This window comes from Acidimicrobiia bacterium (assembly GCA_041393965.1).
Taxonomy (GTDB): Bacteria; Actinomycetota; Acidimicrobiia; order Spongiisociales; family UBA5794; genus UBA5794.
This window is the reverse complement of sequence record JAWKJB010000003.1, coordinates 255,837-274,408: the sequence shown is the minus strand read 5'-3', so window position 1 is coordinate 274,408 and position 18,572 is coordinate 255,837. Positions and strand designations below refer to the sequence as shown.

The 18,572-nt window shown below is 64.2% G+C and carries 13 protein-coding genes; 4 read left to right on the top strand and 9 right to left on the bottom strand.

The window, feature by feature from the left end:
* The first annotated feature begins 53 nt into the window (after window positions 1-53).
* The 4 genes from R2823_09995 (at window position 54) to R2823_09980 (ending at window position 6,049) form a co-directional block, all read left to right on the top strand.
* On the top strand, window positions 54-2,558 hold the full coding sequence (locus R2823_09995) for a transglycosylase domain-containing protein (protein ID MEZ5176520.1): 2,505 nt from the start codon (window positions 54-56) through the stop codon (window positions 2,556-2,558).
* A gap of 75 nt (window positions 2,559-2,633) precedes the next feature.
* On the top strand, window positions 2,634-4,433 hold the full coding sequence (locus R2823_09990) for an ABC transporter ATP-binding protein (protein MEZ5176519.1): 1,800 nt from the start codon (window positions 2,634-2,636) through the stop codon (window positions 4,431-4,433).
* A gap of 203 nt (window positions 4,434-4,636) precedes the next feature.
* A complete protein-coding gene (locus tag R2823_09985) occupies window positions 4,637-4,975 on the top strand; it encodes a hypothetical protein (protein ID MEZ5176518.1) in 339 nt (112 codons plus the stop codon).
* 12 nt (window positions 4,976-4,987) lie between these two features.
* The gene (locus tag R2823_09980) at window positions 4,988-6,049 is read left to right on the top strand and encodes a ThiF family adenylyltransferase (GenBank protein MEZ5176517.1); all 1,062 of its coding nucleotides are present in this window, start codon (window positions 4,988-4,990) and stop codon (window positions 6,047-6,049) included.
* A 12-nt stretch (window positions 6,050-6,061) separates the two neighbouring features.
* Here the strand turns inward: R2823_09980 and R2823_09975 are convergent, their stop codons facing one another.
* From R2823_09975 to lpdA, 9 genes are all read right to left on the bottom strand, one after another.
* Window positions 6,062-6,790: a CAP domain-containing protein gene (locus R2823_09975; protein MEZ5176516.1), complete on the bottom strand. Its 729-nt coding sequence runs from the start codon at window positions 6,788-6,790 to the stop codon at window positions 6,062-6,064.
* Between the two features lie 105 nt (window positions 6,791-6,895).
* The gene (locus R2823_09970) at window positions 6,896-8,035 is read right to left on the bottom strand and encodes a hypothetical protein (protein MEZ5176515.1); all 1,140 of its coding nucleotides are present in this window, start codon (window positions 8,033-8,035) and stop codon (window positions 6,896-6,898) included.
* Complete coding sequence (locus R2823_09965) at window positions 8,035-9,141, bottom strand: peptidoglycan-binding protein (protein MEZ5176514.1); 1,107 nt, start codon at window positions 9,139-9,141, stop codon at window positions 8,035-8,037. Before R2823_09965 ends, R2823_09970 begins: the two co-directional genes overlap by 1 nt.
* Before the next feature lie 387 nt (window positions 9,142-9,528).
* Window positions 9,529-10,956 (bottom strand): leucyl aminopeptidase, encoded by a 1,428-nt coding sequence (locus tag R2823_09960; GenBank protein ID MEZ5176513.1) that lies wholly within the window; start codon window positions 10,954-10,956, stop codon window positions 9,529-9,531.
* Window positions 10,953-12,923 carry a transketolase gene (gene tkt, locus R2823_09955; protein ID MEZ5176512.1) on the bottom strand — a complete coding sequence of 657 codons (1,971 nt, stop codon included), beginning with the start codon at window positions 12,921-12,923 and terminating at the stop codon, window positions 10,953-10,955. Before tkt ends, R2823_09960 begins: the two co-directional genes overlap by 4 nt.
* Window positions 12,924-12,984: 61 nt before the next feature.
* Window positions 12,985-14,073 (bottom strand): Xaa-Pro peptidase family protein, encoded by a 1,089-nt coding sequence (locus tag R2823_09950; GenBank protein MEZ5176511.1) that lies wholly within the window; start codon window positions 14,071-14,073, stop codon window positions 12,985-12,987.
* Window positions 14,070-15,731 carry a lipoyl synthase gene (gene lipA / locus R2823_09945; GenBank protein ID MEZ5176510.1) on the bottom strand — a complete coding sequence of 554 codons (1,662 nt, stop codon included), beginning with the start codon at window positions 15,729-15,731 and terminating at the stop codon, window positions 14,070-14,072. The genes R2823_09950 and lipA overlap by 4 nt, the downstream gene beginning before the upstream one ends.
* On the bottom strand, window positions 15,728-17,065 hold the full coding sequence (locus R2823_09940) for a dihydrolipoamide acetyltransferase family protein (protein ID MEZ5176509.1): 1,338 nt from the start codon (window positions 17,063-17,065) through the stop codon (window positions 15,728-15,730). The genes lipA and R2823_09940 overlap by 4 nt, the downstream gene beginning before the upstream one ends.
* 43 nt (window positions 17,066-17,108) lie before the next feature.
* Window positions 17,109-18,482, bottom strand: coding sequence for a dihydrolipoyl dehydrogenase (lpdA, locus tag R2823_09935; GenBank protein MEZ5176508.1), 1,374 nt, complete (start codon window positions 18,480-18,482; stop codon window positions 17,109-17,111).
* Window positions 18,483-18,572 lie beyond the last annotated feature (90 nt).

Genomic DNA, 18,572 nt, shown 5'->3' with positions numbered 1-18,572 from the left:
ACCAAGGGCCGGGCTGGCGCGCATCGTGCCGCTTCGGCTCGACAGGCAGGACCATGGAACCTCCGATTCGACAGATCGAGCGTATGGAGCGATACCGCAGGCGTCTTCCCGCCCTCGTCGGATTGGGGGTTTTCGTCATCGCGGGGGCCACATGGGTCGGATTCTTCGGGTTCTTGTCGGCGAACACGGCATATGGCGCAGCTGATTCGCTCCAGGAGGAATACCTGTGTGACACCTCCGAGATCGATCTCGCATTCCCCGACCTGTCGCGACTCTCAACGGTCTATTCCCAGGACCGCGTCAAGATGGGGCAGCTGACGGAGCGCAACTCCCAGCCCATCAGCCTCGACGAGATGCCAGACCTCGTCGTCGCTGCGCTCCTTTCCGCGGAGGACAAATCCTTCTACCAGCACGAGGGCATCGACTTCTCCGCGATCGGACGCGCCATGATCGGACGCCTCGTCAACTCCCCTTCCGGTGGTGGTTCGACGATCACCCAACAGGTCGTCAAACAGAACTTCCTCTCGTCTGACCAGACCATCGAACGCAAGCTGTGCGAAGCGGTGCTTGCCGCCGAGCTCGAGCATCGCTACAGCAAGGATCAGATCCTCGAATTCTGGGCCAACTCGGTCTATTTCGGCTCGAACGCCTACGGAATCAATGCCGCCGCCGAGGAGTATTTCGGTAAGTCCCTCGACGATCTCACCCTCGAAGAGGCCGCCCTCCTTCCCGTCCCGATCCGGAACCCCACCTACTACCACCCGCGTTCGGGAGCAGACAACGCCCTCGCGGCAAGGAACCGAACCATCGACCGCATGGTCGTCAACAACTACATCACGCGCGATGAGGCCGCAGCGGCGAAGGCCAAACCGCTCGGTGTCATCCCAAACGAGACGAAGGAGATCTCGACACCCCAAGCCATCATGTCGCGGGTCAATCGCACCTTGCTCGATACCAACGAATTCGGATTGGGTGAAACCTACGAGGAACGCAAGCGTGCCGTGTTCGGATGTCCGGCCTCGGTGACCGACTGCGACGGCGGCGGGGGTCTGCGCATCGACATCACGGTCAACAACCGACTCCAGACCGAAGCGAATCGGATCCTCCGCGCCTGGTTCCGGCCCGGCCTCGATGGGCCGACGGGGGCGATCTCGACGATCGACAACGCGACGGGAGCGATTCGGGTGATGGCATCCGGTCTCGACTTCGGGGATGACATCGAAGCCGGCCAGCGGCCATACGACCTTGCATCGGGAGGCGCCCGTCATGCCGGTTCCGTCTTCAAGCCGATCACACTTGCCGCAGCGCTCGATTCGGGTACCCGGGACGGCATACCCATAACGCTCGGCTCGTACTGGAACGATGCGAGCCCGGCGCTCATTCCGTGCGACCCGTCCGCAAACTGTGAGAATGATGTTTGGACGGTCGACAACGCAGGTGGAAGCTCGGGCAACGACCTGCGGACCCTCGATTCGGCGACCTATAACTCGGTCAACGCGGTCTACGCGCGCCTCGTCGAGCAGATCGGTCCCGCGTCCGTGGTCGAGATGGCAACGAGACTCGGTATCAGAACGCCGCTCGCGGAACATCTGTCGATCACGCTCGGGGCCCAAGATGTCCGCCCGGAGGATGTCGCGGTCGTGTACTCGACGCTCGCGAATTACGGCGAATACCACGAGCCGTATCTCATCGAACGCATCACCGCGGCAGATGGCACCGTCATCTACGAGCACACACCCCAGCCGCGCTCGGTGCTCAACGGACAGGTGGCCGCAGCCGTCGTCGGGTCCCTCAAGAAGGTGGTGACCTCCGGGACCGGCCGGCGCGCTGACATCGACCGTCCACAGGCAGGAAAGACCGGCACCTCGACCGACAACGCCGATGTGTGGTTCGCAGGGTTCATTCCCCAGATGACAACCGTTGTCTGGATCGGGGACGCAGACGGCCGTGTTCCGCTCAAGGACTTCACCGTCTTCAACGACCTCGAACAGACCGAGCAGTATTACCGCAGTGCCGCCGGTGGAACGCTCGCGGCCCCCGTGTGGCGCGAATTCATGGAGTTCGCAACACTCGGAATCCCGACCATCGACTTCCCGCCCGAACCCGCCGGTACGGACATCTACCGCCAGACCCCGTTCACCGCGGTACCCGAGCCCGGACTGTCGACCAAGACGGTCATCTCCGATCTGTACGCAGCGGGTCTGTACGCCGATGTCGTCGAGATTCCCTCGCTTCTCCCACAAGGCACCTTCCTCGAAACGGTTCCCGTCTCCGGCACCCTGGTGCGCCAAGGGTCGAGGGTCGAGGTGCAGGTGTCGTCGGGTGTTGCCGAGACCGTCGGCCTTGTCGACCTGCGAGGCCTCACCCAACTCGAGGTGACGGCGAAGCTGTCGGAGTTCGCGGCAGAGACCGGTATCTCGCTCGGTTGGAGTCTCGTGGAAATCCCAACATCGAATGCAGAGCTCCACGGCATCGTCATCAGCACGAACCCTGCGCCGGGAGCCGCCGTGAGCAATGGTGCCATCATCTCGGTTCGGATCGGCGTGCCCGCGCCCTGAGCCGCGGTCCGTGCGATCCGTGGCCCGTCTCGGAGCACCGCCCCATGGTCCCTGTCCTCTGCCTACGCTTTGGTGATGACGACGGCGACCACACCGGCACCCCCGCTACGCCGTCTATGGCGCTACGCCGCCGGGTACCGAAAGCGGATTGTGCTCGCGACCGTGTGGTCCTTCCTGAACAAGGCGGTCGACATCGCCCCACCGTTCCTCATCGGTATGGCAATCGATGTCGTGGTGAACGGGTCGGACTCGCTGATGGGGCGCCTCGGGATCACCGAGCAGCGGAACCAGATCATCGCGATTGCGGTCGTGACCTTCGTCGTTTGGGGGCTTGAGTCGATCTTCGAGTACTTGCTTGGCATCGAGTGGCGCAACCTCGCACAGTCGATCCAGCACGATCTTCGCATCGACGCATACAGCCACATGCAGGAACTCGATGTTGCCTTCTTCGAGGATCGATCGACCGGCGATCTCATGGCGGTCCTCAACGACGATGTCAACCAGCTCGAACGCTTCCTCGACATCGGTGCCAACGAGGTCATCCAGCTCCTGACCACCGTTGTGCTCATCGGTTTGAGCTTCTTCATCATCGCGCCGTCCGTCGCGTGGCTCGCCTTCCTTCCGGTCCCGGTCATCCTGTGGGGGTCGTTCAAGTTCCAGGAACGCATCGAACCCCGCTATGCCACCGTCCGCGAAAAGGCGGCCGACATCAACAGTCAGCTTGCGAACAACATCGGGGGTATCACCACGATCAAGGCCTTCACGGCAGAGGCGCGTGAAGTCGAACGCATCGCCGGAGCATCCGAGGAATATCGGGTTGCCAACCGGGCGGCCATCCGCTTGTCATCGGCATTCACCCCGCTCATTCGCGTTGCAATCCTCGTGGGATTCAGCGCGACGCTCGTGTGGGGTGGCTTCCTCGCACTCGACGGTCAGCTCAATGTGGGCCTCTACTCGGTGATGGTCTTCCTGACACAGAGGCTGCTGTGGCCCCTCACCCGGCTCGGCCAGACGGTCGATCTGTATCAGCGGGCAATGGCGTCAACCAACCGCATCTTCGATGTCCTCCATACCGAGCCGACCATCGTCGACGGGCCCGTCCGGATCGACCCCTCCGACACCAAGGGGCGCATCGAGTTCGATGATGTGACCTTCAGCTACGACGAGGGATTTCCGGTGTTGTCGGGTCTCACGCTCAGCGTGGACCCAACCGAGACCACGGCCTTTGTCGGGGCGACGGGTTCGGGAAAGACGACGATTGTCAAGCTCCTGCTTCGGTTCTACGATCCCGACGCCGGGACCATCACGCTCGACGGGAACGACCTCCGCACCCTTGAGCGCGCGCATCTGCGCCAATCGATGGCATTGGTGAGCCAGGATGTGTTCCTCTTTCACGGCACCGTTGCGGAGAACATCGCGTACGGCGTCGCGAACGCCACCCGCGACGAGGTCGTCACAGCCGCCGAGATGGCCGAAGCGCATCAGTTCATCCAGCTGCTCCCGAACGGATACGACACGATCGTCGGCGAACGCGGGCAGAAGCTGTCAGGCGGTCAACGCCAGCGTCTGTCGATCGCGCGGGCCCTCCTCACGGATTCCCCCATCCTCATCCTCGACGAGGCCACCTCGGCAGTCGACAACGAGACCGAAGCAGCGATCCAGCGATCCCTTGCTCGCATCAGCCACCAGCGGACCATGCTCGTCATCGCGCATCGCCTATCGACGATCCGCAACGCCGACCGCATCTATGTCCTCGACGGCGGTTCGATCGCCGAGGTTGGAACCCACACCGAGCTCGTGAACGCCGGGGGTATCTACGCAACGCTGTGGGCCGTGCAAACCGGTGCCGAGTTGGCGACGGACCACCCGACCTGACGGGCTCGGACATCGGGACTTTTCGCGCATCTTTCTGATGCTACTTGTGCTCAGTTATGTGTATTTGATATCAATAGGGTATGGACCGCAGCACGATCAGTCCGAAGGCGTCCGGGAATTCGCCCCGTCGAGTCCGTCCTCCCTGCGACGGGAAACGATCACCGCTCCCGGGCGTCTCGGACCTTCCACGACGGACCGCCCGCTTGCGGCCCCTCGTGCGTCCCGTCACCGAGATCGGCGATCCGTCGTGGTACCCACTCACCGACCCGTATGTCAGACGGTATTGGGTTGCTGTGCTCGGTCCGGGGGCGGTCGCCGACCTGCTCCGACTCGCCGCTGCTGCACAACGCGGCCGTCCCCTCCCACTGCCGGTCTACCTGCCCTCATTGCTGCGGGAGCGCCTCGTTCGGATCACCTCAGGCAGGATCTCGGTGCCGGATCGCATCCCGCCGATTCCTGCGCCGCTCGCGGCGCGCCTCGCCCCTGCGCTGCGCCGCGAGCTCGTCGGCACAACCTCCGGGAAGGGGTTCGCGGCCCGTTAGCCTCCGATCGACATGACGGATGTGCCGATCGAGATCGCAGCGGCGGATGTCAACCCGGATGGGTACGACCGCATCTTCGACATCCGGCACGGGCGCGACAATGACCCCGCATTCCCCGCAGCCGAGATCATCGATCTCGACGACCTGACCGCTGATCCGCTCTCGTTCGTGCAACCCCTTCAGCGGGTTCTCGTCGTGTGTGACATCGGCGTGCGATCGAGGGTTGCGGTGGCCGCCCTACGCTCAAACGGCGTCACGGCGACATCGCTCGCGGGCGGTGCCGACGAGCTGCGGCGTCTTCGCGCCGCAGCGGGCCCTGCCGGACTCTCGCAGGAGGCGATCGAACGCTTCGACCGCCAGATCCGTCTGACCGGGTTCGGAGTCGATGGACAGCGGGCGCTCGGTGCAGCGACCGTCACCGTTGTCGGTGCCGGAGGGTTGGGGTGTCCTGCGTTGAGCTATCTGGTGACGGCAGGAGTCGGTGCGGTGACCATCGTCGATCACGATGTCGTCGAGCTGTCGAATCTGCAACGCCAGCCGCTGTACACAAGTGCCGATGTCGGAACCGCGAAGGTCGACGCTGCTGCGACGGCTCTGTCCCATCTCAATCCGCTCGTCACCATCTCGACGATGCGCGAGCTCGTCTCTGGCGACAATGCCGACGAGATCATCGGTGGCAGCGATGTGATCATCGACGCAACGGACAACTTCGCCGTGCGGTATGCGCTGAACCGTGCCACCGCACGGAACGGGATCCCACTGATCTACGGCTCGGTATATGCCTTTGAGGGCCAGTTCGCGGCCTTCGACGCGTCGACCGGCCCGTGTTACCGCTGCCTGTTTCCCTTCGGCCCAAGCCCCGACTCGGTGCTGGACTGCTCGACCGTTGGGATCCTCGGGGCGGTGACCGGGGTGATCGGATCTCTCCAAGCGGCCGCGGCACTCCAGATCGCTGCGGGCGTCGACCACAGGCTTTTCGGGTCCCTCACCATGTACGACGCACGGACCGGACGCTTCGATCGCGTCTCGGTTGCCAAGCGATCTGACTGCATCGACTGTTCCGGGCGCTCATAGCGCGAGGAACCATCAATCGATCAGGGCGACGGGGGACGGATTGCCGAATCTCGGGTAGCGAGCGATGAGTTCGAGCTGTGCAGCCATCGCATCCTCGCCGGGAACACCGTCAGCGCTGCGATACACCGTGGTGGTCGTCGGGGGTTGCGTTGTGGTCGTGGTCGTTGCCGGTGGCGCCGTTGTCGTGGTCGTTGCCGGTGGCGCCGTTGTCGTGGTCGTTGCCGGTGGCGCCGTCGTCGTGGTCGTCGTCGTGGTCGTTGCCGGTGGCGCCGTCGTGGTCGTCGTCTCCTCGGGATCGTTCAATCCGGGTGCGGCCTTCATGAAGATCACGGTGACCCACATGAACCCCTCGTCGTCGACGGTCACTCCGACACCGGCGTAGTTGTAGTCACCGAGGATGTTCTTGCGGTGGCCAGACGAGGCCATGAACGCATCGTGGAGGGACGCCACATCGAGTCCGACACCTACATTCTCCCCGAGCCGCTCCCAGCCGGTCGTCACACTCCCGAGGTTCGAGCTGTGGAAGAGCTCGCCCCGGTCGGCCATCAGGTTCGAATGGGCCCGTGCATCATCGGCGAGATCCCAGTAGCCCTCGAGCGGCGCCAGCCCCGCTGCAGACCGAGAAGCGTTGATCTTGGAAAGGAACTGACCCGCCGATCCCGCCACAGCCGGTATCGCCATGATGGCGACGAACATGGCCGTGACCGTGGCGAGAACGACCGATCGGCGTGCAGCCCGCATCGAGAAGACCCCTTACAGAAAGCAGTTGATTGACTTCTCTCTGTATCGGGCCTAGACGCGGATACCCTGAGCGATTCCTCACCTGAGGACTCGTGATTCTGAGAGCTACGCCCCTGGTTCCTCATCCAGGCTCTGTATGGCGCGCACAAGATCTGGTACGCCGACGCCTCCACCAATCGTGACGACCCGGTCGCCGACAACCCCCCAAGCATGGTTCACAGCTCCACCGGTGACCACCTCAAAGGAACCATGTCGCTCGATATGCGTCCCATAGCCGTCCCACGGGTAGGGATCCGTCCACACCCCGCGTGTTGCTGCGTCCCGATATGTCACGACGATCTCCCAAGCTGCCTTCCTGAAGACGAGTGCAACCACATTCTTGCTCCCGGACACATCGGATACGGGTGCCGGTGCAAACGCGACCTGCACAAGGTCGAACCCCGATGGGAGATCAGGAATCTCAACCGAGAACCCCGCCCTGGTAGCAGCCTCGTCGATCGAGTCCACGAGCTCGAAACCGAGATCGAGCTCCGAGGTGGGTGCCGCAGTCGTCGCGAACTCCGAAGTGGAGATGTCCTTGGTTCGGGCAGCCGAGCCCATACCAACCGGCGGGTCCATTCCCGGTTGATACTCAACGAATCGCAGCACCATGCCGTTGCCGACATCGACGACCATGTCCCGAATCGTTGTCAACCCCGTTTCCGGATCCTGAGGCAGCATCGTGACCACCCGCACCGCCGTATCGCCTTTGACCATTTCTCCATCCCCACGCTCGATAGCGAGGGCGGCGACCGACTGGGCATACCGCTGTTCGCGCAGGAATGGGTTGGGTCGGTCCGGGCCACCCGGGAGGGCGCCCGTATTGACAACAATGCCGAGCTCGCTTGATGACTCAAGGCGGAGAGCCTGGGCGTCGTAGAGGACATGGAATGCATCATCTCGCGCGAACTCCATCACTCGAATATCTCCGTCGTCTGAGATCAGCAGACTCACGATGCCTTCCTCCGATTCCACACCCGATGAAACGAACCCGCTCACGCGGTCTCGGTGCGAATCTCCCTTCAGGCGTGGAGTCATCGGGAGCGGCGCTGTCGTCGTAGTGGAGACGATGCTTTCCCCGACCGTCACCGTTGCGGACGGATCCGTGGTGGCCTGTTGGGTATCCGATTGTGCACCGCACCCAGATGCAACAACGGCGAAAGCCAGCAGAGGGGCGATGGCGGCGAATCGGATGGAGACACGCATCAGCTGCATCCTCCATACTGCGGGTTTCCCGAGTCCCAGTTGGCCGAGTGATGGTGGGGTCGCTGGGTCGTTGTGTCGGTTGTCATACAGTAGCGCACATGGACATGGTGGTGGTGGCTGGTTGCGTATCGCACGAGCGGATCACTCTGATAGAAGAACGGGTCATTGAAGTACATCACGGAGATCATCCCATTGGATCCGAAGTCGGCTCCGCGTTTGAGGGCGTCGATGAGCTCTGCCATTCCAGTGAGGTTGTACCATCCGCTTGTGTACCCCGTACCGCGTCCGGGGTTTCCTCCGGTGCAATGCTCTCCGCTGTCGAGGATGATGCCGATATCCACATCGAGACCGACCTCGTGGCTGCTGTGCCCGGAAATCTCGTAGCCGTGCTCCACCGAGGTGTCCCAGAATGGCAGTTCCTCGAAGAACTCGAGGTCGAAGTAGTAAGCGGCCTTGACCACGGCACCCACCGTGGATGCGTGCCCCCACTCTTGGCTGTCTTGAGATCCGATCTCGCAGAGGTTCGGCATCGAGCCCTGCATCTGGATGTAGTGCCATGCAAGGGCCTTCCAGGTGTTGTCTCCAACAATCCCATCTTGGACGAGACCAGTATGCTGCTGAAATGCGAGTACGGACGATCGGGTGGCTGGTCCGAACACTCCGTCAACAGTCAAGCCGGCACCGCGCTTCTTGTTCAGCAGGTGCTGAAGTGCCTTCACATGTGCCGCTATTGGGTACCCCTGTGACATCGTCGGTGCGAGACGACCCCATGTCGCGGCATCGATGCGACCAGATGCAGTGAGGCCCCGCGATGCTTGAAAGCCGGAGACGGAGTTTTGTGTGTTGCTTCCGAACACGCCATCGACGGTGATCGGCGAACTCGACCACCCGTTGAGAAGATGCTGGGCGGCCACAACATCCTCGCCGCGGTGGTTGTATTGCAGGAGTGGCCAATGGCGCTGGTTCTCCCGATGATTGGCCGCCGCGGGCGCCACCAGCCCGCTGCTTGTCAACAGAATCGCTATGGCCAGAATCATGAATCTGCGAGTCGCAACGCTCCAACCCATCACACGACGGTCCTCCTTCCGCTGCACCTTGACGCGCATCGGGCCAAGACAGCAGGGCCGCGCTCCATTCTCTCAAGGACCCCCCCCTGTCAAGCCCCGCCGCGCCGATCCGGGCATCCGGGATCACTCTCCAAACCAACCCGCATGCCCGGCGTGGTCATTTGGGGTGGAATACGCAGTACGGAGGAATTCTTCAAATTCGCGATTAACACCGGTGCCCGATTCGACTTCACCCAACGATCATCGTGATCTGCGAGCCGCGCGTGCCGAAGTTGCAGTTGCCATCAGCTCCGGATCGTGGTCCACCCGCTGGGTGAGTCGGATCCACGGAAGTGGAAAGGTGACCACGATGAACGGACACTCTCCGCTCGTTGGAAGAACAGGATCGGGAATCGAAGCCGAAATCTGGTCGCTCGACCACTGGACTCAGCGAGCGAGCCCTTCCGCAATCGCGACGAGGGTGCGGACGCCGAAGCCGGAGCCTCCCTTGGAGACATAGTGCTCGGCTTTGTCGGCCCTCGCCGGTCCTGCGACATCGAGGTGCACCCACGGAACCTCGCCCGTGAACTCGCGCAGCAACAGCGCGGCGGTGATCGTCCCGCCCCATCGTCCTCCCGTGTTCTTCATGTCGGCGACATCGCTTTCGATCAACGCGGCGTACTCGGACTCGAGGGGGAGCCGCCACAGCTTCTCCCCCGCTGCCTGTGCCGCGGCGGCCACGGTGTTCGCGGCCTCCTCGTCGTCGGTGAGGAAGCCCCCGATCGTCGGGCCGAGCGCCACCTTGCACGCACCTGTCAGGGTCGCGATGTCGACGATGAGATCGGGCCCCATCTCGGCTGCAAGCGAGAGGCCATCGGCGAGGACGAGCCGCCCTTCGGCGTCAGTGTTGAGCACTTCGATCGTCTTACCGTTGTAGGCAGTCAGCACATCGCCGGGACGCTGGGCGGACCCCCCCGTGAGGTTCTCCGTGAGGGGTGTGATCCCCACGACATTGACCGGCAGCCCCATGCGGGCGATCGCACGAATCGCCCCGAAGACGGCTGCTGCACCCGCCATGTCGGTCTTCATGGTCTCCATGCCCGCTGCGGTCTTGATCGAAAGCCCGCCCGAGTCGAAGACGATTCCCTTCCCGACGAAGGCGACCGTCTTTGCCGCATGCTGCGGGCGATACTCCATCACCACCATCCGGGCAGGTCGATCCGCTCCCCGATTGACCCCTATCAGACCGCCGAAACCGGCTTCGGCGATCGCCTCCTCGTCGTGGACCGTCACCGTGATGTTGTCTGCCAGCCCGGTTGCGATGTCGGCGAGTACCGCAGGAGCCTTGTCGATTGCGGGACGATTCACCAGATCTCGTGCGAGCACGACACCTTCGGAGACCACCTTGGCGTGCATCAGTTCGTCGGTGACATCGTCGCCGCCGACAAGCGTGATCCGCGCGAGGGCACGGGCCTTCGGCTCCGACTTGTACTCGTCGAACGAGTACGCACCCAGCCAGAAGCCCATCGCGACGGCCCCCGCCGCCCCATCAAGGCCTACCCGATGCATGGTCGTAACACAGGTCGTATAGCCGCCGATGGCCTTCGCCGCCGATCCCGCTGCCCTGCGGAGTGTTTCGAGGTCCACATCGTCGCCCAATCCGACGAGCAGGGTCTCTGGCGCCGCCGTACCGCTCGGAACGAAGACGCACTGACCTGCCTTCCCGGTGAAGTCCCGCGCCTCGAGCATGGAACCGAGGGCTCCGAGATCCGGGACGAACGGATCACCGTCGATGGGCACCACACCGGCCAGAACCGGGACCACCGCCACATCAACCGTGGTGTCCAGCTCGCTCGCGTGGGCAATGTCGATCATCGTGGCTCCTTTGCTTGAATCTCCGTTTGCGCCGCCCGAATCGTGGCGGCAACCCTCTCCGGCGTGAAGCCGAACTTGTCGGCGAGGACGGCTGCGGGCGCCGACGCCCCATACGAGTCGATACCGATCGAAGTTCCGCCGTTGGCAACGAATCGGTCCCAGCCCAATGTGGCTGCCGCCTCAAGCGTGAAGACCGGAAGGCCCTCACCAAGCACCTCGGCGCGGTAGGTGTCGGGCTGGCGAAGGAATCGTTCGACACACGGCATCGACACCACACGAACCGACAGGTCGTCTGCGGCGAGCAGGTCGGCCGTCGCGACGGCAAGAGGCACCTCGGATCCCGTGGCGACCAGCACGAGGTCGTCGCCGACACGACGAATGTGGCCACCGCGCGCCGCCGCGGCCGGATCCGACGGATCTGCGGGAACCTCGATTCCCTGCCTCGTGAGGACGATCGCGGTCGGCCCATCCGTCCGATTGATCGCCTCCTGCCACGCTACCGCGGTCTCGGTCGGGTCCGCCGGCCGCCACACGAACAGCCCCGGCATCGCACGGAGCGCCGCAAGGTGCTCGATCGGCTGGTGGGTCGGGCCGTCCTCACCGAGAAAAATCGAGTCGTGCGTCCACACGAACACCGAAGGGAGGCCCATCAACGCAGCAAGGCGAACCGCGGGCCGCATGTAGTCGCTGAAGGTCAGAAAGGTCCCACCGAAGGGCCTGACGCCGCCGTGTTGCGTCAGCCCGTTGATGGCAGCACCCATTGCATGTTCGCGAATGCCTGCACGGATGTTGCGGCCGATACGGTTCGTCACCGAGAAGTCCGACGAATCGTCGAACAGGCTGTTCGTGGAAGGAGCAAGATCCCCGGAGATGCTCATCAGGTCCGGACGCTTCTTCCCGAGATCCTGGATCACCGCGTGGGAGAGCTTGCGCGTCGCAACCGAGGTGCCGGGCTCAGAATCCGGCGCGTGGAGGCTGACGGGCCCCGGCTGCCACGATGCGTCCCACGCCGAGCGTGCCTCGCCGTCGAGCGCGTCGCGTCGCGATCTCCATGAGCGGTGCTGCGCTGCGCCGCGCGCCATGGCGCGTGCAAAATGCTCATGGACCTCCTGGGGCACATCGAACTCCGGAAGGGTCCAACCCATCGCCTCCTTGGTGGCAGTGATCTCATCCGGTCCGAGCGGGGAACCGTGAGCCGCCGCCGTGTCGGCCTTGGTCGGCGCTCCGAAGCCAATGTGGGTCTTGCATGCGATCATGGTTGGCCGCCCGGGTTCGGCAATCGCGGCGTCGATGGCATCCGCGACGGCAGCCCGGTCGTGCCCGTCGACGGCGAGGGTGTGCCAGCCGTATGCACCGAATCGAGCCGGGACATCCTCCGAGAACGACAGGTCGGTCGCCCCGTCGATGGTGATCGAGTTGTCGTCGTACAGGATGGTCAGCTTCCCCAAGCCGAGGTGGCCGGCGAGGGAGGCAGCCTCCGAGGAGACACCCTCCATGAGGTCGCCATCTCCGGCGAAGACCCAAGTGCGGTGGTCAACCAGATCCGAGCCGTGGATCGCCCTCAGGTGCTCCTCGGCGATCGCCATGCCCACGGCCGTACCGATTCCCTGCCCGAGTGGGCCGGTGGTCGTCTCGATGCCGATCGCGTGGTTGGCCTCGGGATGACCGGCCGTTTCCGAGCCCCATTGGCGGAAGGCGCGGATGTCGTCCATCGTCAGGGGGAACCCCGAAAGGTGCAACAGGGCGTACAGGAGCATCGACCCGTGGCCGTTCGACACGACGAAGCGGTCGCGGTCGACCCAGGTCGGGTCGCCGGGATCAACGGTGAGATACCTCGTCCACAGGACGACCGCGATGTCCGCCATGCCCATCGGCATGCCGGGATGTCCAGAGTTCGCCCGCTGGACCGCATCCATCGACAGCACCCTGATCGTGTCCGCGGCAAGCTGGTCGATGTCCCTTGTCATGTGGCCTCCCTACCGGTCCCGTGGGGCCGCAGGCTAGATCCGAAGCGGAACGAGGTTGTGGTCACGACACCACGCGGTAGGCGCGATCGCTCGTGTTCAGTGATTCGGAGCCGCCGTCCGTCACCGCAACGATGTCCTCGATCCGCATCCCCCACTCCTCTGGCACATAGATGCCAGGCTCGATCGAAAACACCATGCCGGTTGTCAGCACGGTGTCGTCGCCTTCCACCAGATAGGGCCGTTCGTGGACATCGAGCCCGATGCCGTGGCCGAGGCGATGAATGAACCGGTCCCCGTAGCCCGCAGACTCGATCAGATCTCGTGCATGGGCATCCACCTCGGCCGCCGTTCTGCCGGGCTCGACGAACGCTGTCGCCGACTCCTGCGCTGCTCGGAGCACGGTGTATGCCTCGCGGAACCCGTCGGGGGGTTCCCCGACAACGAAGGTGCGAGTCGTATCCGAGTAGTAGCCGTCGAGGGAACCCCCGAAGTCGACGACGACCGCGTCTCGATGCGTGATGATCCGCTTCGACGGCGTGTGGTGAGGCGAAGCAGCGTTGGGACCGCTTGCAACAATGCAAAACTCGACCGAGTCGTGACCTGCTTTCATCGTTCGCTCGGTGATTTCGTGCGCGACATCGACCTCGGTCCTTCCCGAGAACCGGACGGTTTCGAGTTCGGACACCACCCGATCAACCGACGATGCGGCGGCACGCAACCGCGCAATCTCGTCCGCGGACTTGACGATTCTGAGACCCGACATGATCGGCTCCGCATCGACCCACGAACGGCGGCCTGATCGCGACTGGAGCGCAAGCGTGAATCGTGACCAGGTCTGGCCACCGACGGCGACATGCCTCGCATTCCCGAGCAAGCCATCGATGATCGCGATCGGATCGTCTGTCTCGCCCCAATCGTAGAGGTCGAACACGCCGCCCGTGCTCGCGACGCGCGGCGCTTCGAGGGTCGGGATCACAAGGGTTGCGCCACCGTCCGGATCGAGGACCAGCATCGTGACCCGCTCCGACTCGGGTGCTCGGTAGCCGGTGAGGTACGGGAGGTCGGATCCCGACGAGAGGCACATCGCGTCGATCTCGGCAGCTTCCATGGCCGACCTCGCACGGTCGATCCGCTCCGCGAAGCTCGTCATACGGACGCCGCCATGGCGGCCTTCGCGTGATAGCTGGACCGTACAAGGGGCCCGGACTCGACATGGCGGATCCCGAAGGCTTCGCCTGCCCGCCGGTAAGTGTCGAAGGTGTCAGGGGCCACATAGCGCTGGACCCGCCGATGCCGTGCCGTTGGTCGCAGATACTGGCCGACCGTGATAATGTCCACCCCCACGGCGTTGAGGTCGGCGAGGGCTCCGACCACCTCGGAATCCGTTTCGCCCATGCCGACGATCAGACCCGACTTGACGATTCCGTCGGGTGCAAGCCACTTCGCCCTCGCGAGCAATGCAAGGGATCTGGCATAGCTCGCGGCGGTGCGGATCTCGCGCTGGAGCCGAAGGACGGTCTCGGTGTTGTGGTTGAGCACCGTCGGGTGGGCGTCCATGACCGTCGCGAGCGCAACCCGGTCCCCTTTGAAGTCCGGGATCAGCACCTCGACATCGCACGCAGGCAACCGCTGCCGGATCTCGTGGATCGTCCGGGCGAACACCGCGGCACCACCGTCCGGGAGGTCATCGCGGTTGACCGATGTGAGAACGGCGTGCTCGAGGCCCATCTGCTCGACGGCTTGCGCCGCACGAACCGGCTCCTCGGGATCGACCGCGCCCGGGCGCCCGGTCGTGACATCACAAAACGAGCACGCACGCGTGCAGACGCTCCCGAGGAGCATCAGGGTCGAGGTTCCCGCCGACCAGCACTCGTAGATGTTCGGGCATCCGGCCTCCTCGCACACGGTGTTGAGGTCGAGGGATGAATGGAGACGCTTCAGCGCGAGATATCGTTCGTTGGTGAGGTCGAGCCTCACCCTCATCCGGTCCGGCTTGTCGGGCTCCCCCACAAGCCGGCCCCCGATCGTCACCGGCGTCTCGGCCCGCACCGCCGGTGTGAAGGCTCCCGCATCGACCATGCGGTCCACCTCGAAGGACCGATCCGCCGAACCCCGCACGAACGCACCGAGCTGAACCTCCTGAGGCGACTTCGCCGAGAGCATCGGGGCATGGGGAACCAGGGCGTGAACGACCTCTTCGATCGAAACCCCGCGGCCGACGAGCGCAGCAATCGAGGTCACGGGTCGGTCCGGGATTCCACATGGGACGATGTGGGCAAAGTAGGACATGTCGGGATCGACATTGATGGCAAACCCGTGGGTCGTGACCCCTCGGGAGGTCTTGACCCCGATCGCGGCCACCTTCCCCCGCGCCGTCCATACCCCGGTGAAGCCCTCCTCGCACCATGCCTCGATGCCGAGCTCCGCGAGAACCGAGACGATCATCGACTCGATCCGACGGACATGCCCGACAGCGTCGTAGCCGGATCCGAGTCGCGGAAGGTCGACGATCGGGTATCCGACCAGCTGGCCGGGACCGTGGTAGGTGATATCCCCACCGCGGTCCACAGCAACGAGGGACGCACCAATCCCATCGAGGTCTCCGACCTCGATGGTCAGGTTCGAACCGTCACCGTTCCGTCCGACCGTGTAGGTGTGTGGGTGCTCGAGCAGCAGCAGGTAGTCGTCGTCGGTTCGGTGGGACGACTTGCCCTCCCAGATCGCCTTCTGGAGATCCCACGCCTCGGCATATTCGACTCGGCCGAGCCAGCGCGTGCGAAGCTTCGCATGGTCCGCGGGTGGGATCACGACAGTTCCTGCTCCCAATCCCAAGTCTCGAGGTTGGTCCGGATCCGATCGAGGAAGAGGACCGCGGTCGATCCGTCGAAGACCCGGTGATCCCAGCTGAGTCCGAGGTATCCGATGTGGTGAACCGCGATCGAGTCGGAGCCATCGGGAAGCTCCACAACGACGGGACGCTTCACCACCGTCTCGGTGCTGAGAATCGCCGAATTCGGGACATTGATGATCGGCACCGACATGAACGACCCGAACGGTCCCGGATTCGTGATCGAGAAGGTCGATCCTGCGAGGTCGTCTGGCGCAAGCTGGTTCGATCGTGCCTTGGTGGCAACGGCGCGAATCGCCCGCGCGGCGCCCTTGAGCGTCATCGCATCCGCATCGCGCACGGTCGCGACGACGAGTCCGTGTTGGTCGAGATCCACAGCGATCCCGAGATGCACCGACCGGGGAAAGGTGTGGGTCTGCGCTTCGAGATCGAAGAGGGAGTTCACGACCGGAAAGGCTCCGAGCGCGTCGACGGTTGCGCGGACGATGAAGGGCAGGTAGGTGAGCGAGAATCCTTCTGCTTCCTTGAACGAGTCCTTGTGCGCCTCTCGGACCCGTGCAACCCGTTCGTAGTCAACCTCCACCGATGTCCACACATGCGCGGCCGTCTGCTTGGCATGCACCATGTTGGACGCGATCCTCCCGCGGAGCCGCGAGATCTCCCTTACTTCTGCCGCTCCTGCGGATGGCACCGGCTCGGGTTGGGAAGCCGGAGTCGATGGTTCGACCACGCCAACCCTCTCGGGTTCTTCGGTCTTCGGCGGTGGTGCTGGCGCGGGCTCCACAGGCGGACGGTCCGGTGGGGTACGGTCCTCGATGAACGCCTCGATGTCCTTGCGGGTGATGCGCCCACCCTCACCGGACCCGCGGACCATCGCGACATCGACCCCGTGCTCGGCCGCGAGCTTGCGCACCACCGGGGAGAGCACGCTTCGTCGTGTCGTGTCGCCGGTCGAGCCTGCACCCGTTCCACCGGCGGCTGCCTCCGCGGTGGGTGGGGTCTGCGGCGTCTGCTCCGAGGTGGCTTCTGCGGTGGCTGCATCTCCGGCCGATTCGTCGTCGTCGGTGAGGACGGCGAGCGCGGCCCCGACGGCGACGGTTTCGCCCGCACCAACGAGGATCTCGGACAGCACCCCCGATGCCGGCGACGGAATCTCGGTGTCGACCTTGTCGGTCGAGATCTCGAGGAGAATCTCGTCCTCCTCGACCCGTTCGCCGATCTCCTTCACCCAGGTCAGAATCGTACCCTCGGTCACCGTCTCGCCGAGTTGTGGCATTGTGATCGTGACGGCCATGTGTCTCTCCCGTCCCCCGGGCCACCGGGGATCTCGTTGTCTATCAGTGCAGGTTGCGACCCGCGGATGCCATCAGCGCCTCACCGATGGCCTCCGAGATCGTCGGATGGGCGTGGATGAACGCGGCAGCCTCGTCTGGGAGGGCCTCGAAACCGACGGTATACATGAGTTCGTGGATCATCTCACCGGCTCCCGGACCGGCGACCGTTGCGCCGAGCAGCTGCCCATCGACCTCTGAGACGATCTTGACCATGCCGCCGGTCTCGCCTTGGATGATCGCTCGACCAACGCCTCGCATCCCATGGTCGGAGGTCGAGACGCGGTAACCGTCCGTACGGGCGGCTGCCTCGGTGTGTCCGACCCACGCGATCTCCGGATGCGTGTACACCACCATCGGAACGGCGTGGTAGTTCACCGGCGCGACCTCGCCGGTCGCGATGTGGGTCACGGCTGCGATCGCCTCTGCGAACGCGACATGGGCGAGCTGAGGCGTGCCAGCAACGATGTCCCCCACGGCGTAGACCTGGTCGGCGGTGGTTCGCATCGTCGCGGGGTCGACCTCGACATAGCCACGGTCGGTGGTGAGACCGACCGCCTCAAGGTTGATCCCAGCCGTCTGCGGCTGGCGGCCGACGGCGACAAGCACGACATCGACTTCGACTGAGTCATCGCCGAACGGCACGACAACAACGTTGGAATCAACGGTCGGTCGTCCGACCCCAACACCGAGGTGCATCACAACTCCCCGGCGTCGGAAGGCCCTCTCGAGCACCTTCGCTGCTTCTGGCTCCATCCCGGGAACGAGTTGATCCTCGAGTTCGAACAGGTGGACCTCGGTTCCGACCTCGGCGAGGAAGGACGCGAACTCACAACCGATCACACCGGCGCCGATAACCGCGACACGGTCAGGCTGGGAATCCCACGACAGCGCATGGTCCGACGACACGATCATCGTGCCGTCGAATGCGTAGCCGGGGATGGTCGCAGGTGACGAACCGGTGGCGAGGATGATTGCCCGTGCCTCGACCTCGGTTGTTGAGCCATCCCCGTGCGTGACCACGACGGTGTGCTCTCCCCCAAGCGAGCCGACGCCGTCGATGATCTCCACGCCTCGGCTCTTGAGGAGGCCACCGAGGCCGCTGACGAGCCCTTCCACGACCTTGGTCTTTCGCGCCATCGCGACCGACCAGTCGAAGGTCGGGTCGTCGGTGACCACACCGAACTCCGCGGATCCCTTCACCGTCGCGTAGACCTCACCGGATTGGATCAGCGCCTTGGCAGGAATGCAACCGCGAAGGAGGCAGGTGCCGCCAAGCCGGTCTCGCTCGATGAGGGCAACCGAGAGCCCGAAGTTGTGGGCATACAGGGCAGCAGCGTACCCGCCCGGACCCCCGCCGACGACGACAATGTCATACATGAAATCGTGCTCCAGCTGTTCGCGACCCTGCGGGCAAACGATAGTGGCGGAGTAGGCGCCAGTCCGCGGGAGTAGATACGATGGCGCGCG